The sequence below is a fragment of the Streptomyces gossypii genome, from assembly GCF_025165795.1.
Classification (GTDB): Bacteria; Actinomycetota; Actinomycetes; order Streptomycetales; family Streptomycetaceae; genus Streptomyces; species Streptomyces gossypii.
The window spans coordinates 72,463-88,827 of record NZ_JAJAGO010000007.1; the positions used below are offsets into that span (position 1 = coordinate 72,463).

Genomic DNA, 16,365 nt, shown 5'->3' on the forward strand with positions numbered 1-16,365 from the left:
AAAATTTCGCCGACACCAGGAGTCGGGCCGGAAACGGCTCACGCCTTCAGCGGCCGGTAGACCGTGAGTGCCTCGTGGTGCTTGTCGAGGAACAGTTCACCGGGGGCGGGGGCGACCTCGCCGTCGTAGGCGAGGTGGGTGCCCGTGGGGATGCCGGTGATCCGCAGCCTGCGCAGCCGGGCCGCGCTGTGCACGGGCGACCGCCCGAACACGCTGGTCAGCGCCGCGGTGATCAGCCGGGTCCGGGCGAAACGGCCGCCAGGCAGCGCCCGTACGTCCAGCAGCCCGTCGGCCAGGTCGTACCGGCGTACCGGGGCGAGCGCGAGGCCCCGGTAGGAGCAGTTGCCGACGAAGAGCTGCCACAGCGCCCGCTGCCGTCCGCCGAGTCCCGCCTCCACCGGCCCGGCGGTGCGCAGCACCCGCAGCGCGGCGAGCACCCCGGCGAGCCAGGCGCCGAGGCGCGGCGCCCAGTGCTCCCGGATCCGCACCATCTCCGGATACGAGCCGAGGCTGAAGGTGTTGAGGAAGTATCCGGCGGCGCCGGACTCCCCCGGGCCGGGGGTGAAGCGGCCCAGGTCGACGGCGACGGCCTCACCGTGGCGCAGGGCCTGGCAGGCGTCGTCGGCCGTCTCGACGCCGAGGGCTCGCGCGAAGTGGTTGCGCGTCCCGCCGGGGAGCACCATCAGCGGCAGCCCGTGCCGTACGGCGGCGGTCGCGGCGGCGTTGACGGTGCCGTCACCGCCGAGGACGCCCAGCACACCGCCGATCCCGGCGGCCCGCTGGGCCGCCTGCTCCAGTACCTCGTCGAGGGTCTCCGAGGCCCCCTCGGCTCCCTCGGCCCCTTCAGCCGGGTCGTAGGCGACGATGGCGGCGTGCGGCAGGGCGGCCCGCACGGAGGTCAGCGTCCGGGGCCCGGCCACCAGCGCTGCCGCGCCCTCGCCCACTCGGCCTCCCGAGGAGGTGTTGGCCACCAGTACCAGCCCGCGCCCGTCGGGCAGCGCGGGCGCGTCGGCCAGCGGTCGCGCGGGGGTGGGGAGCCGCGCGTGAGTGGGTGCCAGGCCCCGTACGGCGAGCGCCGCGCCACCGCCCAGTGCCGCACCGGCCAGGACGTCACCGGGGTAGTGGGCACCCGTGTACACGCGGGAGAAGGCAACGGAGGCGGCGAGCGGCACCAGTGCGGCACCCCAGCGCGGGGACTCCAGCGCGACTCCTGCCGCGAACGCCGAGGCCGAGGCCGCGTGTCCGGAGGGGAAGGAGGTGGTGACGGGTTGACGGTGCAGCCGCCGGATCACGGGGACGACGTCCGTCAGCGGCCGGGCCCGCCGCACGGCCCCCTTGCCGAGGGTGTTCACGGTGGCGGAGGCGACGGCCAGCGAGGCGGCTCCGCGCAGCGCGGCGCGGCGCGCGGCCGGCTTCCCGGTCGCGGCGATCCCGGCGGCGACGCCGAACCACAGGGCCCCGTGGTTCGCCGCCCGGCTCAGCCGCGGCAGGACGCGATCCGCCCCGGGCAGGTGCCGGGCCGCCACTCCGTGGAAGGCGGCACGGTCCCAGGCCCTGACCCGGCGGACGTGTGGCAGCCACCGCCCGGTGACAGCTGTTCGCATGACGTCTTCCTCACTGCTTGCGGTTCTTCCCGCCGCCGCGAGCACCGGGGCGTGCGGGGGGGGGGGTTGGCCGCCCCACCCGGCCCCCCGGGCCGCGGGCGGGCCGGCCCCGCGGGCGCGGGGGACCCCCGAAGCCGGCCGATACCCGGGTGCGCTCCGTCACGCTCCGGGCCGAGACGCTCCGGAACGGCTCAGGTGGCCAGCACGCAGCCGAGGGAGGAGGTGGCGAAGGGTGCGCCCGAGGGAGTCGGTTCGCCCGTCTTCGCGTCCACGGTGAAGACCCCGACGTTGTTCGCGCGTTCGTTGGCCGAGAAGAGCAGCGTGCCGGACGGCGACAGGCTGATGTGCCGGGGCCAGGAGCCGCCGCAGGGCACCGTGCCGACCAGCCGCAGCGAGGCGCCGGCGTCCTCCACGGCGAACCACGCGACACTGTCGTGCCCCCGGTTGGAGAGGTAGACGAACCGGCCGTCTGCCGAGATCGCCACCTCGGCGGGATAGTTGCGCGTGCCGGGGTCCGTGCCGTCGGGAAGGGTGGGGCGGCTCTCCCCGCGGGTCAGCACGCCGGTCGCGGCGTCGTAGGCGCAGACGGTGATCGTGCTGTCCAGCTCGTTGGCCACGTAGGCGTACGGCGCCCGCGGATGGAACACCATGTGACGGGGTCCGGCGCCCGGCACCGACTTCACCTCGGAGACCGGCCGGAGCGCGCCCCTTCGCCCGTCGAGTGCGTAGGTGTGGACGGAGTCGGTGCCCAGGTCGACGGCGAAGACGAAGGCGCCGTCCGGGCCGGTGAGGATCTGGTGTGCGTGCGGGCCCGCCTGGCGGTCCGGGTCCGGCCCCGAGCCGGAATGCCGCACGAGCGCCGTACGGCAGCCCACGCCGCCGTCGGCTTCGAGGGAGTGCACGGCGACGCTCCCCGCCGTGTAGTTCGCGCTGAGCAGGTGGCGGCCGCCCGGGTGCACGGACAGGTGGGTGACGCCGGCGCCGCCCGTGGACCGCGCACTGCCGAGCGGGCTCAACTCGCCACCCGCACCGATGGAGAAGGCGCGCACCGCGCCGTCCGTCCCGCGCTCGTCGAGCGAGTAGAGCACCTCGCCGGAGGGTGCGAGCGCCAGAAAGTCGGGGTTGGTCACGGCGTCGAAGCCGCCGGTCGCGGTCAGCGCTCCGGTCCGGGTGTCGTAGGCGCAGGTGATGATCCCGCTGCCGTACGTGCCGAGGTACGCGGTCCGGCGGGCGGTGGCCTTCCGCCGGGCGGCAAAGGCGGGTGCCGCGTGCGCGGCGGATGCTGCGGCGCCGACGCCGAGGGCGCCGAGGCCGCCGGCGCCCAGGGTGCCGGCGAACGAGCGGCGGCTGATTCCGGCGGGCGGTTCCTGTGGTTCCGAGGTGCGTGACGGCACGGATTGTTCACCTCTCGTGGGGGGACACGGGATGCAATGTGGCATGTCTGCGCCAAGCAGCATGACCGGTCCACCACCCGGCGGTCCAGACCACATGACGCCGTTTCAGCGCGCGGACGCACACCACGGCGACGCGCCCGTACTCCGTTCGAGTGAAGGCGACTTGACAGGGGATCAGCAGCTCGTTGAACCTAGCGACATGACATTCATTTTCAACTGGGGTGGTTAGCGTTGCGCGTCGCATTCGTCGGCAAGGGCGGCAGTGGCAAGACCACGCTGTCCGCTCTCTTCTCCCGCCAGCTCGCGCGTTCCGGCGCGCCCGTCGTCGCCATTGACGGCGACATCAACCAGCATCTCGCCGCGACGCTCGACCCCGGTGAGGGCGAGTCCTTCACAGCTCCGCCGCTCAGCACCCGCCTGGGCGAGATCAAGGAGTGGCTGCGGGGTGAGAATCCGCGCATCGCCTCAGCCGAGGCGATGGTCAAGACGACGCCGCCCGGCCGGGGTTCGCGGCTCCTCCGCCTCCTCGGTGACGACCCGGTGCACCGCGCCCACGTCCAGGAGGTGGGCGGGGTACCGCTGATGGCGACGGGCGTGTTCGAGGAGAGCGACCTCGGTGTCGCCTGCTACCACTCCAAGCTCGGGGCGGTCGAGCTGTATCTCAATCATCTGGTGGACGGCCCCGGCGAGTATGTCGTCGTCGACATGACGGCGGGTGCGGACGCCTTCGCCTCCGGGCTGTTCACCCGTTTCGACATGACGTTCCTGGTAGCCGAGCCCACCCGCAAGGGCGTCTCCGTCTACCGCCAGTACCGCGATCACGCGCGCGAGTTCGGGATCCCGATCGCGGTCGTCGGCAACAAGGTCGCCGACGAGGACGACCTGCTCTTCCTCCGGGAGCACGTCGGCGAAGACCTACTGGCCTGCTGCGTGCCCTCCCCCTGGGTGCGGGGCCGTGAGCAGGGGCGCGCCGGCGGCGAGCTGGAGGCGCACAACGCGAGCTCTCTGGAGACCCTCCGCGCCGCCGTCGACTCCCGCGCGAAGGACTGGGCCGCCTTCCAGCAGCATGCCGTCACCTTCCACCTGCGCAACGCCGCCGCGCTGGCCGACAAGGCCACCGGCTCCGCGCTCGCCGCGCAGGTCGACCGGGACTTCCAGCACGGCCCCGCCTCGCTGACGACCGCCCCGGCCGAGGACCTCACGGAGGCCCTGACGGCCGCGCCTTGAGGAAGAGGCAGCCGTCAGGGCTGCGGTCACCAGTGCCGCGTTGCCCCGATCGGGCCCTGCACCGGCCCGCACCGACACCGACACCGACAGGAAGTCTCACCATGTCTCTTGACGTCCCCCCGAAGCTGCTCGCGGAAGCCGAGCGCGGCCCTATCCGCGAAGAGGACTTCGTGGAAACCGTCCGCGTCTCCCTGCCGTACGCCTACAATCTCATCGCCGGTCTCGTCCGGGAACTGCGCGAGGGTGAGCGGGAGTTCGCCGACAACCACACGCCACCGCCTTCCGAGAAGGAGCGCGGCCAGCTGCTTCGGGCACTCTCCAGCGACGCGATCCGCGGCAGCCTGGAGCGGCACTTCGGTGTCGGCCTCGCCTTCATGAACTGCCACCGGGTCGCCGTCTTCCCCCTCCAGTCGCTGGGCGGCGAGGCGCACACCCGCTTCACCTCGCAGCGCTCGCAGATCCTCAACCAGTCGCCGGAGTTCCGCGACTGCTGACCTCGCCGCGGCGCGCGCCGGGGTCCTTTCCGCCCCGGCACGCGTCGCCCGAGGATCCGCTCGGGACCCGCTGCGGCGTCTCCGGACCCTCCCCCGGCCGGGGGGAAGGCCACGGCGACGTCCAGTCCGCCTTCGGGGCCCGGCAGGGCGATCACCTGGGCACCGTGGGCGGCGGCGACCGCCGCGACGATGGACAGGCCGAGCCCGCGGCCGTCCGGGCTCCCGGTCCGGGACTCGTAGCGCCGGAAGGGCTGGAAGAGCGAGTCGATGCAGTCGTAGGGGATGACCGGTCCGCTGTTGACCACGCGCAGCACCGGTGCGCCGCCCTCGGTCCCGGTGGACACGCGCACCCAGCCCGAGGAATCCCCGCGCCCGGGCTGGAACGGCGCGCCGAGATCGGTCTGCGCCGCTCCCTGGGCGCCGCCCGTGGCCAGATCCGCACCCAGTTCCTGTGCGAATCGCTGCTGCTCTCCGCACTCTGCGGCTTCGGCGGTGTGCTGCTGGGCATCGCGGTCACCACCGGTTACGCGCGCTACCAGGGCTGGCCGGCCCTGGTGCCGCTGTGGGCCATGGCCGGCGGCGTCGGCGCGACCCTGATCATCGGCGGCCTCGCCTGGTTCTACCCCGCCGTCCGCGCCGCCCGCCTCCCCCCGACGGAGGCCCTGGCCGCGTCCTGACGCGGGGGGCGCGGGGGCGCGGGGGCTTCGCCCCCAGGTGCTGCCGGAGGGATCGTCCCGAGAGCCAGACAGACAATTGCAGATGCCAGGCAGCTGCCTCTAATGTGTCGCATATGCAGTCTCTCAGGATCACGCGAGCGGCACATGCGCCCCGCCCCCGCCACGGCGCGGTGGCCACCGTGGTGGCCGCCGCGCTGCTGGTGCCGCTCACCGCGTGCGGCGGTGGCGGCAGCGCGGCGGGGTCCGGCAAGGGCGGCGACTCGCAGGCGAGCCTGACCGTGCTGGCCGCGTCCTCGCTCACCGACGTCTTCAAGACCGCGGGCGCCGCGTACGAGAAGGAGCACCCCGGCACGGAGATCACCTTCTCCTTCGCCGGTTCCCAGGAGTTGGCCGCACAGGTCAAGCAGGGCGCGCCCGCCGACGCCGTGGTCACGGCGGACACCACGACCATGGACGGGCTGCGTGCCGAGACCGGCAAGCCGACGGTCGTCGCCGAGAACCGGCTGGTCATCGCCACCGGCGAGGGCAACCCGGAGAGGATCGACGGTCTGGAGGACCTCTCGGACGGCGGGCTGAAGGTCGTACTCGCCGCCCCCGAGGTGCCCGTCGGCCGGTACGGCAAGCAGATTCTGGACGCCCGTAAGATCGGCGTGCAGCCGGTGTCCCAGGAGCCGAACGTCCGCGCCGTCCTGAGCAAGGTCGAGCTGGGTGAGGCCGACGCCGGCCTCGTCTACCGCACGGATGCCGCCACGGCCGCCGGGAAGGTGGACGCCGTCGAGATCCCCGATGAGCAGAACGCCGCCGCCGCGTATCCGGCAGCCACGCTGAAAGCCTCCCGGCATGCCGACGCCGCTGCCGGGTTCGTGCGGTGGCTGTCCGGCGACGAGGCTCAGAAGATCTTCCAGGACGCGGGCTTCCAGCAGCCGTAGGAGAGCCGAGCCCCAGGGATCCGCAGATGAGACACCTCAGCAAGAGGGCGCCGGGCAGCCGGGCGCCGGGCAGGCGCCCGCCGCTCACCCTGGCGATTCCCGCCCTGCTCGCCGTCGCGCTTCTGACGCTGCCGCTGATCGGAGTCCTGGCCCGTACGTCCTGGGGCGACCTCGGCGGACATCTGACCAGGCCGGAGACCACCGAGGCGCTTCGGCTGTCGCTACTCGTCTCCTTCTGGGCGCTCGGCCTCTCCCTGCTGCTGGGGGTGCCGCTGGCCTGGCTGCTGGCCCGCGTCGACTTCCCCGGCAAGGCAGTGGTGCGCTCGCTGGTCCTGCTGCCGATGGTGCTGCCGCCCACCGTCGGAGGGGTCGCGCTGCTCCTCGCCTTCGGCCGCCGGGGGCTGCTCGGCCCGTGGCTGGAGGACACCTTCGGACTCACCCTCCCCTTCCACACCTCCGGCGCGGTCCTCGCCGCCACCTTCGTGGCCATGCCGTTCCTCGTCATCAGCCTCGAAGGGGCGCTGGCCGGGCTGCGGCCGCGCTACGAGGAGACCGCCGCCTCCCTCGGAGCCTCGCCGCTCCGGGTGTTCTTCACCGTGACGCTGCCCATGGTGGCTCCCGGCCTGGCTGCCGGTGCCGCCCTTACCTGGGCGCGCGCACTCGGTGAGTTCGGAGCGACGATCACCTTCGCCGGGAACCTGCCCGGCACCACACAGACCCTGCCCCTGCAGGTGTATCTGCTGCTCCAGGAAGAGCCGGAGGCCGCGACCTCCGTCTCGCTGCTGCTGCTCGCCCTGGCCATGGCCGTGCTCGTCGCACTGCGCGGCCGCTGGACCGGAGCACCCCCGCGCGGCGGCGCAGACCGGCCCAGCTCCCCGTCACGGGCGGCGGGCCCCGAGCCGACGGAGGACACGGTGGACACGCCGGATGCGGCGGCACCGTCGGCCACCGGCGGCGAGCCGGGAGCCCCGCCGGAACGCTGGGCTCTGCACGCCGACCTCACCGGCTTCAACCAGCTCACCCTGGACGCCGAACCGGGCACCACCCTCGCCGTCGTGGGCCCCAACGGCGCGGGCAAGACCACCCTGCTCCGTGCCCTGCTGGGCCTCACGCCGCGCGCCCACGCCGCGCTCCGCCTCGGCGGGACGGACGTCACCAGCCTGCCGCCGCACCGCCGCGGCGTCGCCTGGGTGCCCCAGGACGGCGCGCTCTTCCCTCATCTCACGGCCCTGGCCAACACCGCCTACGGCCCGCGCGCACACGGCGTCCGCCGCGCCGAGGCACGCCGCGAGGCCCAGCGGTGGCTCGACCAGCTCGGAGTCGGCCACCTCGCGCACCGCAAGCCCGCCCAGGTCTCCGGCGGTCAGGCCCAACGCGTGTCCCTGGCACGCGCGTTGGCCACCCGTCCTCGGCTCCTGCTGCTCGACGAGCCGCTCGCGGCACTCGACCAGACGACGCGCTCCCGGGTACGGCACACCCTGCGCACCCACCTCGGCGGCTTCGGCGGCGTCTGCCTGATCGTCACCCACGACCCCGTCGAAGCCGTTTCCCTGGCGGACCGGATTCTCGTACTCGACGAGGGCCGCGCGGTGCAGGACTCCGCACCGGCCGAAGTCGCACGTCATCCCCGCTCCCCGTGGGTTGCGCGGATGCTCGGCAGCAACGCCTGGCCCGGCACGGCGCGCGACGACGGTCTCGCCCTCCACGGCGGGGGTGTGCTCATCGTCGCGGACCCGCTCTCCACGGGCTCCGAGGCGCTGGCCGTCATCGCACCGGAGGCGGTCTCCGTACACCGGGAGCGGCCCGCCGGCAGCCCGCGCAACGTCTGGCCCGGCACGGTGCGGGAGATCACCGCCAGCGGCAGCCGGCTGCGGGTCCTGATCGCCTCGGAGCGGGCGCCGGATCTCGTCGCCGAGATCACTCCGCAGGCCGCCGCCGAACTCGGCCTCACCGACGGGACGTCCGTATGGACCAGCGTCAAGGCCACCGAGGTGACCGTGGTGCCGCTGTGAGGCAAGGGGCGCATCGCCAGTTCAGACGCCACCTCATTGACAGTGGGCGCCGGCGTTGCTTACATGCGCCCACAAGCGCTTTCCAGCCACTGCCCCGGAGCGGTCCCTTGCAGCTGTCGCGTCGCACCCTGTTGTCCGTGATCCCCGCTGCCGCTCTGCTGACGGCGGTGGGGCCGCTGCACGCACGGGCCCAGTCCCGGGCCGCCGGGGCGGGCGGCGACCACGCCGTGCTGATCAGCAACACCCTCGCCGTCTTCGCGGGCACCGCGGACTCCAACGCCCGGCCCGAGGTCGCCGCGAAGCTCGCCTCGATCGACTCGACGGCGCGGGCCAGGCTGACCGCGATGGACGAGGCCGGGGAGGGCGAGCTCTTCGCGGACGTCCCGCTCGGGACCAACGACAGCAACCTGACCAAGTCCTTCGAGTACCTCTACGAGATCGCGCTCGCGACCGTCGCACCCGGCCCCGCCGCCTCGGATCTGCGCGGCAGCGAGCCGGTCCAGCGGCGGGTCATCGACGGCCTGGTCACGCTGCACGACACGTACTACGGCGACCAGTCGAAGGGCTACTACGGCAACTGGTTCAACTGGGAGATCGGCATCTCCGCCCGGGTGAGCAAGATCCTCGTCCTGCTCAAGGACGCACTCGCGGCCTACCGGCCCGGCCTCCCCGCCACCTATGTCGCCTCGATGGACGCCTACCTGCGCAACGGCAAGGACGGCGACGTCGATCTCGACTCCCGTTTCCACACCGGCGCCAACCTCGCCGACATCACGACGAACCGCATCCTCCAGGGTGCCGTCCTGGAGGATGACGCCCGGATCAGCAAGGCGATCGCCGACCAGCTGACCGTCTTCGCGACGATCGATCCGTACGACCTGCGGCACGGGGTCACCGACGGCTTCTACGCCGACGGCTCCTTCATCCAGCACGCCTCCGTCGCCTACACCGGCTCCTACGGCAAGAACCTGCTCGCCCGCGTCGTCCAGACCGTCAAGATCCTGGACGGCAGCGGCTATGTGCAGGACGGCAGCCTGGTCGGCGTGGTGCAGGGCTGGGTGGTCGACGGCTTCGCCCCGGTGATCTTCGAGGGCTGGATGATGGAGATCGTCAAGGGCCGCGGGACCTCACGGACCACCACGGGGTACGCCAATGCCGCCGAGGTCGTCGAGGCTGTCGTCGACCTCTCCGGGTACGCGAGCGGCAGCGACGCCACCGCCCTCCGCGGATACGTCAAGTTCGTCCGGGAGACCTCGAAGGCCGCCCCCGATCCCGCGGACTTCGTCTCCCCCGTCAGCATCGCGCGCTATGCCGACATCCTCGCCGACACCTCGGCCCCGGCGCGGGACCTCAAGGCCGCCGAGAGCCACATCGCCTTCAACGCGATGGACAAGACCGTCCACCGGCGGCCCGGCTACGCCTTCGCGCTCGCCCGCAGTTCCGCCCGGATCAGCAAGTACGAGTACATGAGCGGCGAGAACCTCATGCCGTGGTTCCACGGCGACGGCGCGCACTACCTCTACCTCTCCGGTCAGGACCAGACCGCGGCGTACGGCGTCGACTACTTCACGGCGGTGCCGCCCTACCGGCTCGCCGGTGTCACCGCGCCCGTGGAGACCCGCCGCACGATCCCCGAGCTCTACGGCACACTCTGGTACGACAACCCGGAGCGCGGGTTCACCTCCTCCTCCGAATCGCAGAACACCTATGTCTACTTCCCTCGCGGCACCAACACCCACTCCGGCGGTGCCTGCCTGGGTGCGTACGGCGCCGCCGGGCTGATCCAGGCCGACGACGCCGCCTACGCCGCCAAGCAGGCCGGTGACCTCCCCGACGACTTCGTCGTCTACCGCAACGCCGGTGCCACGAAGTCGTGGTTCATGCTCGACGACGAGATCGTCGTCCTCGCCGCCGGAGTGGTCGACCCGGCGGGCCGCGCCGTGACGACGACCGTCGACAGCAGGATCGCCGACCCCTCGGACACCGTCTCCCTCACCGGCGAACTCCGCGACGGCAACCGGTGGTCGGGCCCCGGTACGGCGCCGCTGGCCTGGCTGCGCTACGCCGACGACGGCCAGGGCACCGCGGTGGGGTACGTCTTCCTGGACGGGCGGCCCCCGACGGTCTCGCTGGACACCGTCACCCGCAGCCGTCGGGTCGTCCGCCGTTCCAACCCCGACACCCCGGTGAGCAAGCAGGTCTTCTCCGTCGCCGTCGAGCAGCGGGCCGCCGCGCGCCCGGCGTCGATTGCCCACGCCCTCGTACCCAACGCCTCCGAGGGGCAACTGCGTTCGTACGCCGACGGCCCACTCTCCGTCCTGGCCAACACCGTGCGGGTGCAGGCCGTCCGGCACACGGGGCTGGGCATCATCGCGGCCAACACGTTCACCCGGGGCCGGCACCATGCGGGGCGGCTCTCGATCGACGGTGCGGCCTCGGTGATCCTCCGCGCCGCGCCCGACGGCACGGTCTCGATCGCGGCGTCCGACCCGACGATGGAGCGGGACTCGCTCTCGGTCACGGTGCACGGCCGGCGGATGCGGGAGGTCTCGGCCGACGAAGGTGTCCGCGTCCGCGCCGTCCCCGGGGGCACCCGCGTCGACTTCACCACCCGCCACGCCTACGGCCGCAGCTTCACCGCGACACTGCGGTCCCGTTAGGGCGTGTCCGGCACTCACTCCGCAGAGATTATTGGTCCAGACCTTTACGGGAGTCGAGGCGGGCTTATAGCGTGTCGCGGGAAGCGCACGCATGGTTCTGGTACTTCATCCCCACAAGGAGCACCCGCCGACGGAGACCCCGCCGGCGGGTGACGCACGGCACCGCACTGCCCCGCACCGCACTGCCCCGCACCCCATCGCGCCGCCCGCCCGCCCGAACACCAGGGCGCCCGAACTCCGGAACACCCCCATCGTCCCGTTGAGATCTCTCCTGCGTACGGCACGTCACCGGCCCTGAGCCGCGCTGCCGCCGTTCCCGAACGCCGCTTCTGGAAGGACACGCAATGGCTGGTCATGCCCGAAACCCAGGCAGCGACACGTCCCGGGAGCGGGCCGAGCACCCCGCGAAACCACCTCGGTCCCTGCCGGACTTACGACTGCCGGGGCTGCGACTGCCGGGGCTGCGACTGCCGGGCAGTACCGTCCTCAGAGCCGTGCTCGACCGCTACCGACCCCACAGCAGCACGGTGCTCAGGGTGTCCGTCGGCCTCACCTTCATCTGGTTCGGCGCGATGAAGTTCTTCCCCCAAGCCAGCCCGGCGGAGCATGTCGCCATCGGGACCATGGACGCGCTGACGTTCGGCCTCGTGCCGGCGGACGCCTCACGCCCCCTGCTGGCGCTGTTCGAGACCGTGATCGGGCTGGGGCTGGTCACCGGCGTGCTGCTGCGGGTGGCCCTGGCAGCCTTCTTCGTGCATATGGCCGGGGTCTGCTGCGCCCTGTTCCTCCTGCCCGAGGAGATGTGGAACGGAGCGCTGGTCACACCCACCCTGGAGGGCCAGTACGTGATCAAGAACGTGGTCCTGATCGCCGCCTGCCTCGCCGTGGCCGCCGACGAACGGCCCACGTGAGAACGCGGGCCGCTCTCCGGCGCGCCGGTTCTACTCCTTGGTCGAGCCCGTCAGCATGCCCTCGATGAAACGGCGCTGCAACGCGAGGTAGACGACCACCACCGGCAGGGCGATGAGCACCGACGCCGCCGCCAGCAGTGCGGTGTCCGAACTGTGCTGGCCCTGGAAGAAGGCGAGGCCCAGGGGCACCGTGCGATGTGCCTCGTCGCTCACCATCACCAGCGCCATCAGGAACTCGTTCCACGTCCACATGAAGACGATGACGACCATCGTGGAGATCGCGGGGCGCCCCATCGGCACCAGGATCCGCCACAGAACCGTCCAGCTGGACGCCCCGTCGATCCTGGCGGCCTCCACCACCGCACGCGGGGTGCTGCGGAAGTAGGTACGCATCCAGAAGACACCGAAGGCCAGCGACTGCGCGGTCTGCGGCAGGATCAACCCCCAGTAGGTGTCCGTGAGTTCCCAGTACCGCAGATCGAAGTAGAGCGGTACCAGCACCGCCTCCTGCGGAAGGGTGAGCCCGAGGATGAACAGATAGAACAGGAGGTTCGAGCCGGGGAACCGCATCACGCCCAGCGCGTACGCGGCCAGCACGGCCAAGACGGTGGTGACCGAGACCACGGCCACCGCGACCAGCACCGAGTTCGTCATATAGGTGCCGAAGTGACCGCGCGTCCACGCCTCCGAGAAATTGCCCCAGTTCAGCCCGTCCGGCAGTGAGAAGCCGGTGTCCAGCGAGGACCGGTCACCGAACGCGGAGAACAGCACGCCCACCACCGGAGTGAGGGAGATGATCGTGAAGAGGCCCAGAATGCCGTAGGTGAAGAGGCGTTCGGTGCGAGTCGTCATGATTTCCGGCCTTCCACCAGTCGCGAGACGGCCACCGTCAGTACGAAGATGAGGACGGTGAGACCCACGCCCATCGCGGCGGCCGAGCCCACCGAGTTGATCTCGAACGCACGGCGGTACACCTCGAAGGCCGGCACCGAGGTGGCATTGCCCGGGCCTCCGCTGGTGGTGATGTAGATCAGGTCGAAGTTGCGCAGGCCCGCGACGATGGTGAGGGTGAGTGCCACCGCCACCTCGCCGCGCAGTCCCGGCAGCGTGACGGTGAAGAACTCCCGGACGGCGCCCGCCCCGTCCATCCGCGCCGCCTCGTACAGCTCGCGGGGGATGCGCTGCACCCCGGCGAGGAACAGGACCAGACACAGCCCGGTCCCCACCCAGGTGCCGATCACGCCGACCGCCGGGAGCGCCCAGGTGTAGTCACCCAGCCAGGAGCGGGCGAACGACCCCAGCCCGACGCCCCGCAGCAGGTCGTTGAGCAGCCCGTCGGGTGCCAGGATCGAGCGCCACGCGACGCCGACCACCACCATGGCGAGCACCTGCGGCAGGAACAGCACCGTCCGGAAGAACGTCATGCCGCGCACCCGGAAGCGTGACAGCGCGGCGGTCAGCAACAGGCCGATGGCCACCGGCAGCGCCGCGTAGAAGAACAGCAGCGCCACCGCGTGCCCGAACGGGGCACGCAGCGAGGGATCGGTGAACAGGTCGCGGTAGTTGTCCAGACCCGCCCAGCTCGCGGCCGACAGCCCGTCCCAGTGCAGCAGCGAGAGCCACACCGTCTGGCCGAGGGGGATCAGCAGGAAGAGGGTGTAGAGCAGGAGTGCGGGCAGCACGTAGAGCACGCCCACCGCACGCGGCTCTCCCGGCGAGCGCCTGCGGTACCGGGCGGCGTACGCCCGCACCATGCCGCGGGTGCTCACTGATCTGCCTTGTCGCCGGACTGCTTGCGCCGGAAGGCCTGGTACTCGCTCTCCATCCGAGACGCCAGACGGTCCGGTGGCATGCTGCCCTCGATCAGACCCTGAAGATCGGCGGAGAGGGTGTCGTAGAAGGTCGGGGTCGTGTAGTCGAGATAGGGCACCAGCCCGTCGTCCGCGTTCAACTGCTCCCAGCCCTTGATCATCTGACTGTCCGCGCTGCCGGCCGGCACCTCGTCGGCGGCCTTGCCCGGTACGGCGGGGAGCACGCCTTCCTTCGTCATCACCTCGGAGGCGTGCGAGCCGGTCAGGAAGTCGAGATAGGCGGCGGCGACGTCGGGATGCTTGGAGCGGGAGGTGAGGGACCAGGCGAGGCCCTGCCCGCCCGTCGTCTTCAGCGGGCCGCCCGCCGCGCTGGGCGGCGGCGGCATGAATCCCAGCTTGTCCCCCATGGACTTCTTCAGGTCCGCGAGCTGCCAGGTCCCGGTCATCAGGAAGGCGCCGTCGCCTCCGGCGAACTGCTTCGCCGCGTCGTCATAGCCGGTTCCGTTCGCCCCCTTGGGCAGGTAGCCGCGCTCGGCCCAGTCGGCGAGCGTCCCGGCCGCCTCCCGGGTCGGGGCGTTGTCGAAGCCCCCGCCGCGGCCCAGCACGGTGTCGCGGGTGTTCTCCGCGCCGCCGGCCTGATCCTGGAGTACGCCGAAGGTGTGGATCGCCGGATACTTGTCGAGGTTCCCGAGCTGTACGGGGAGCTGTCCCTCTTTCTTGAGGACGGGAAGGCTTCGGGTGAACTCTCCCCAGGTGCGCGGCGGTTTGAGTCCGGCCTTCTTCAGGACGTCCTTGTTGTAGTACATGCCGACGTATTCGCCGGTCTGGGACATCCCGTAGAGGCGGCCGGTGCCGAAGTGCGTGCCGTTCGCCGAGACACGGTTGAGGTTGAGCAGGGTGTTCGGGTAGCGGGTGTTCCAGCCGTAGATGCCCGCGTAGTTGTCGAGCGGGGTGAGGAGCCCGGCCTTGACGAAGGCGACCATGTCCGCGTAGCCCTGGTTGGCCTGGACGACGTCCGGCGGGTTGTTCCCCGAGAGCGCGAGCTTCAGCGTCGTCTTCAGATCGGAGAAGCTCCGTGCGACACGCTTGATCGCTACGTTCGGGTACTTCTCCTGGAACTCCTTGTTCAAGCGCTCGATCGTCGCGTTCTGACCGCCGCGGACCTCCTGGTCCCACACCGTCAGCGTCACCTTCCCCGCCTTGGCGGGATCGGGGACCGCGGTGGCGCCTCCGGCGCCGCCGGGCCCGGCACCGGACCCGTCGGTGCCGGGCACACAGGCCGACCCGGCAAGGGCGACGCCCAAGGCCAGTGCGACCGCGGCCCCGGGGCGGCGGCGCGGGCGTATCCAACGGCGCGGGAAGCTCATCGTCAGCAACTCCTCTGGGGCGCCCCGACGGCCGGTGCCGTCGGAGTCTGTCGTGTGGATCTTGCTCGCCTGCCCTGGCCCGGACGACCGGGCGGCGCAGGCCGCCACCCGTCACCGGCGTCAACAACCCTCCGGGGAGCATTCGCCCCTAGGAGGCGCGGAAGCCTATGGTCGGAGTGGCCCGGCGCAGAGACCCCTCGAAGTTGACCGGGGGCAGCAGGTCGTCGAGGAAGCGGTAACGCCGCATCACTTCCTCGGCCTGTCCCCCGCACCGGGTGGCGTACTGCCACCAGGCGGCGACCTCTCTCCAGCCGGGCGCGGAGAGGGATCCGCCGAAGTGCTGCACGGACAGACCGGCCGTGAGGTTGGCGAAGGCGAGCCGGTCGGCGAGCGGCCAGCCCGCCAGCGTGCCCGCGGTGAATCCGGCGACGAACACGTCACCGGCGCCCGTGGGGTCGAGCGCCTCCACCCGCAGCGACGGCACGTCGGCCGTCTCCCCGGAGATCGAGTCGATCGCCACCGCACCGCCGGAGCCCTTGGTGACGACGGCGATCGGTACCAGCTCGGCCAGGGCGCGTACCGCCTGCTCGGGGGTCTCCGTCCGGGTGTAGTGCAGCGCCTCGGTGGAGTTGGGCAGGAAGGCGTGGCAGAACGACAGGTCGGCGAGGGTGTCCGGATCCCAGGCGCCGGTCTCGTCCCAGCCGACGTCCGCGAAGATCAGGCTGTCCTCCGCATGCGCCTGTCGCGCCCAGTTCTCCAGCCGCCCGGGGGCCAGCGAGGTCACACAGGCACGGGAGCGGGGGCGCTCCCCCACACTGACGCAGGGCTGCGGCGCCTCGTGGCCGTGGGAGATCATCGTCCGCTCCCCTTCGTAGGCCATGGACATGGTCACCGGTGAATGCCAGCCCCGTGCCCGGTGCGAGGGGGTCAGGTCGATGCCCTCGTTGTCGGAAAGGCTCTCCCAGCAGTAGTCCCCGTACACGTCGTCTCCGAAGGCGGCGGCCAGCGAAGTCCGCAGACCGAGACGGCTGAGCGCGGTGGCCATGTTGGCGACGCCTCCCGGGCTGGACCCCATGCCGCTGGCCCAGGACTCCGTGCCGCGCACGGGTGCGTGGTCGAGCCCGGTGAAGATGATGTCGAGAAAGACGGTGCCCGTCAGGAAGACGTCGACTTCCGGGGCCCCGGCGTCCTCACGCCGAGCGGCAAGCGGATCCACCGGCCCGGAAGCCGGTGCTGGTCGGGCGCTCCCGTTGGTGTTCAAACCCTCTCGCCCCCTCTG

Annotated in this window: 12 protein-coding genes and 2 pseudogenes; 7 read left to right on the forward strand and 7 right to left on the reverse strand. The window is 71.8% G+C overall.

Annotated elements, in window-relative coordinates:
• Positions 1-38: 38 nt before the first annotated feature.
• Together LHJ74_RS16095 and LHJ74_RS16100 are read right to left on the reverse strand one after the other, a co-directional pair.
• The gene (locus LHJ74_RS16095; RefSeq protein WP_260218732.1) at positions 39-1,604 is read right to left on the reverse strand and encodes a bifunctional phosphatase PAP2/diacylglycerol kinase family protein; all 1,566 of its coding nucleotides are present in this window, start codon (positions 1,602-1,604) and stop codon (positions 39-41) included.
• Between the two features lie 191 nt (positions 1,605-1,795).
• Positions 1,796-2,998: a lactonase family protein gene (locus LHJ74_RS16100; RefSeq protein ID WP_260218733.1), complete on the reverse strand. Its 1,203-nt coding sequence runs from the start codon at positions 2,996-2,998 to the stop codon at positions 1,796-1,798.
• 231 nt (positions 2,999-3,229) lie between these two features.
• On the opposite strand from LHJ74_RS16100, the gene LHJ74_RS16105 reads away from it, so the two are divergent.
• Both LHJ74_RS16105 and LHJ74_RS16110 read left to right on the forward strand, forming a co-directional pair.
• Entirely contained in the window at positions 3,230-4,225 is a 996-nt protein-coding gene (locus tag LHJ74_RS16105) for an ATP-binding protein (RefSeq protein WP_260218734.1), read from the forward strand.
• 101 nt (positions 4,226-4,326) lie between these two features.
• The gene (locus tag LHJ74_RS16110; RefSeq protein WP_260218735.1) at positions 4,327-4,719 is read left to right on the forward strand and encodes an SCO5389 family protein; all 393 of its coding nucleotides are present in this window, start codon (positions 4,327-4,329) and stop codon (positions 4,717-4,719) included.
• A 158-nt stretch (positions 4,720-4,877) separates the two neighbouring features.
• On the opposite strand, the pseudogene LHJ74_RS16115 reads toward LHJ74_RS16110, so the two are convergent.
• Positions 4,878-5,069: pseudogene (locus LHJ74_RS16115) on the reverse strand (ATP-binding protein); the annotation flags it as partial.
• A 27-nt stretch (positions 5,070-5,096) separates the two neighbouring features.
• Here LHJ74_RS16115 and LHJ74_RS16120 point away from each other — a divergent pair.
• From LHJ74_RS16120 to LHJ74_RS16140, 5 genes and pseudogenes are all read left to right on the forward strand, one after another.
• Positions 5,097-5,396: pseudogene (locus LHJ74_RS16120) on the forward strand (ABC transporter permease); the annotation flags it as partial.
• A gap of 113 nt (positions 5,397-5,509) precedes the next feature.
• Positions 5,510-6,325: a molybdate ABC transporter substrate-binding protein gene (gene modA, locus LHJ74_RS16125; RefSeq protein ID WP_260218736.1), complete on the forward strand. Its 816-nt coding sequence runs from the start codon at positions 5,510-5,512 to the stop codon at positions 6,323-6,325.
• A gap of 26 nt (positions 6,326-6,351) precedes the next feature.
• The gene (locus LHJ74_RS16130) at positions 6,352-8,337 is read left to right on the forward strand and encodes an ABC transporter permease (protein WP_260218737.1); all 1,986 of its coding nucleotides are present in this window, start codon (positions 6,352-6,354) and stop codon (positions 8,335-8,337) included.
• A 107-nt stretch (positions 8,338-8,444) separates the two neighbouring features.
• Positions 8,445-10,997, forward strand: coding sequence for a polysaccharide lyase family 8 super-sandwich domain-containing protein (locus tag LHJ74_RS16135; RefSeq protein WP_260218738.1), 2,553 nt, complete (start codon positions 8,445-8,447; stop codon positions 10,995-10,997).
• A gap of 536 nt (positions 10,998-11,533) precedes the next feature.
• Positions 11,534-11,908: a DoxX family membrane protein gene (locus tag LHJ74_RS16140; RefSeq protein ID WP_260218739.1), complete on the forward strand. Its 375-nt coding sequence runs from the start codon at positions 11,534-11,536 to the stop codon at positions 11,906-11,908.
• Between the two features lie 30 nt (positions 11,909-11,938).
• Here LHJ74_RS16140 and LHJ74_RS16145 read toward each other — a convergent pair whose 3' ends face one another.
• From LHJ74_RS16145 to LHJ74_RS16160, 4 genes are all read right to left on the reverse strand, one after another.
• Entirely contained in the window at positions 11,939-12,760 is an 822-nt protein-coding gene (locus tag LHJ74_RS16145) for a carbohydrate ABC transporter permease (protein ID WP_260218740.1), read from the reverse strand.
• Positions 12,757-13,662 (reverse strand): carbohydrate ABC transporter permease, encoded by a 906-nt coding sequence (locus LHJ74_RS16150; RefSeq protein WP_260219024.1) that lies wholly within the window; start codon positions 13,660-13,662, stop codon positions 12,757-12,759. The genes LHJ74_RS16145 and LHJ74_RS16150 overlap by 4 nt, the downstream gene beginning before the upstream one ends.
• 11 nt (positions 13,663-13,673) lie before the next feature.
• On the reverse strand, positions 13,674-15,086 hold the full coding sequence (locus LHJ74_RS16155; RefSeq protein WP_260218741.1) for an extracellular solute-binding protein: 1,413 nt from the start codon (positions 15,084-15,086) through the stop codon (positions 13,674-13,676).
• A gap of 148 nt (positions 15,087-15,234) precedes the next feature.
• Positions 15,235-16,347 carry a carbohydrate kinase family protein gene (locus LHJ74_RS16160; protein ID WP_260218742.1) on the reverse strand — a complete coding sequence of 371 codons (1,113 nt, stop codon included), beginning with the start codon at positions 16,345-16,347 and terminating at the stop codon, positions 15,235-15,237.
• Between the last annotated feature and the right edge of the window lie 18 nt (positions 16,348-16,365).